The sequence below is a fragment of the Bradyrhizobium sp. genome (assembly GCF_049798375.1).
Lineage (GTDB): Bacteria > Pseudomonadota > Alphaproteobacteria > Rhizobiales > Xanthobacteraceae > Bradyrhizobium.
Genome location: NZ_JBARGP010000162.1, coordinates 1 through 1979 on the forward strand (window position 1 = coordinate 1; position 1979 = coordinate 1979).

Annotated in this window: 2 protein-coding genes; both read left to right on the top strand. The window is 63.9% G+C overall.

All coding sequences use genetic code 11. The features are described from left to right. Positions 1 to 1469: 1-deoxy-D-xylulose-5-phosphate synthase (gene dxs / locus WA702_RS06915; protein ID WP_425109787.1), on the top strand; the 1469-nt coding region annotated here is incomplete at its 5' end. A 22-nt stretch (positions 1470 to 1491) separates the two neighbouring features. Next, positions 1492 to 1979 (top strand): nucleoside 2-deoxyribosyltransferase (locus tag WA702_RS06920; protein WP_425109788.1); only part of this gene is annotated, 488 nt, incomplete at its 3' end.

Here is a 1979-nt window from a genome sequence, read left to right on the forward strand (position 1 = left end):
TGTCCGCCGGCATGGCCTATGAGGCCATGAACAATGCGGGCGCGATGAACTCCCGCCTGATCGTGATCCTCAATGACAACGACATGTCGATCGCGCCGCCGGTCGGCGCCATGTCGGCCTATCTGTCCCGCCTCTACTCGGGCAAGACCTATCGCACGCTGCGCGAAGTCGCCAAGCAGATCAACGACCGCCTGCCGAAGGTGATCGCCAACCGGGCCAACCGCGTCGAAGAATATTCCCGCGGCTTCATGATGGATGGCGGCACGCTGTTCGAGGAACTCGGGTTCTATTATGTCGGTCCGATCGACGGCCACAATCTCGACCACCTGCTGCCGGTGCTCAAGAACGTGCGCGACATGGAGACCGGCCCGATCCTGGTCCATGTCGTCACGCAGAAGGGCAAAGGCTATTCGCCGGCGGAGGCTGCCGCCGACAAGTATCACGCGGTGGCCAAGTTCGACATCGCCACCGGCACCCAGGCCAAAGCCAAGCCCAACGCGCCGCAATATCAGAACGTATTCGGTCAGAGCTTGGTCAAGGAGGCCGAGAAGGACGACAAGATCGTCGGCATCACCGCTGCGATGCCGTCCGGCACCGGCATTGACATCTTCAACAAAGCCTTCCCGAAGCGCACCTTCGATGTCGGCATCGCCGAGCAGCACGCGGTGACCTTTGCCGCCGGCCTCGCCTCCGAGGGCTACAAGCCATTCTGCGCGATCTACTCGACCTTCCTGCAGCGCGGCTACGACCAGATCGTGCACGATGTCGCGATTCAGTCGCTGCCGGTGCGATTCGCGATCGACCGCGCCGGTCTGGTCGGCGCCGACGGCGCCACCCATGCCGGCTCGTTCGACAACGCCTATCTCGGCTGTCTGCCGAACATGGTGATCATGGCCGCCTCCGACGAGGCCGAACTCGTGCATATGGTGGCCACCCAGGTCGCGATCAACGACAAGCCGAGCGCAGTGCGCTATCCGCGCGGCGAAGGCCGCGGCGTCGAAATGCCGGAAGTCGGTATTCCCCTCGAGGTCGGCAAGGGTCGCATGATCCGCCAGGGCAGCAAGATTGCCCTGCTCTCCTTCGGCACCCGTCTCGCCGAATGCGAGAAAGCGGCCGACGAGCTTGCAGCTCATGGTCTCTCGACCTCGATCGCGGATGCGCGCTTCATGAAACCGCTCGACACGGAGCTGGTGCTCAAGCTCGCCCGCGACCACGACGTCCTGATCACGATCGAGGAAGGCTCGGTCGGCGGCTTCGGATCGCATGTCGCACAGTACCTGACCGACCAGGGTGTGCTGGACACCGGCATGGTGCGTTTCCGCTCCATGGTGCTGCCCGACGTGTTCCAGGACCACGACACGCCGGCGGCGATGTATGGCCGCGCCGGCCTCGATGCCAAGGGCATCGTCGCCAAGGTGTTCGAGACGCTCGGCAAGGACGCCAAGACGGAAACCGTGAAGCTCGCCTGAGCCGCGTTCGCGGTGATCGACGATGAGGAAAGTGTATCTGGCAGGTCCCGACGTGTTCCTGCCGGACGCTCTTGAGGTCGGCCGCCGCAAAGTTGCGATCTGCGCGCAATTTGGTCTGGGCGGGCTTTATCCGCTCGACAACACCATCGATCTCGCTGCGCACACGGTGTCGCTCGACATCTACAGCGGCAACGAGGCGATGATGAACGCGGCCGACGCGATCATCGCCAATCTCACGCCGTTCCGTGGCCCCGGCGCCGATGCCGGAACCGTCTACGAGCTCGGCTACATGGCTGGCCGCAGCAAATTCTGCCTGGGCTATTCCAACGATCCCTCAGCTTATGCCGACCGCGCCCGCCGTTTCACCGCTGTGCGTGCTGAGGACGGCCGGCTGATCGATGCCGAAGGCCTGACCGTCGAGGATTTCGGCCACGGCGACAATCTGATGATGATCCATGCGCTGGATCTGCATGGCTGTCCGCTGGTCGCGCCGCGCGGACGGCCGACCGA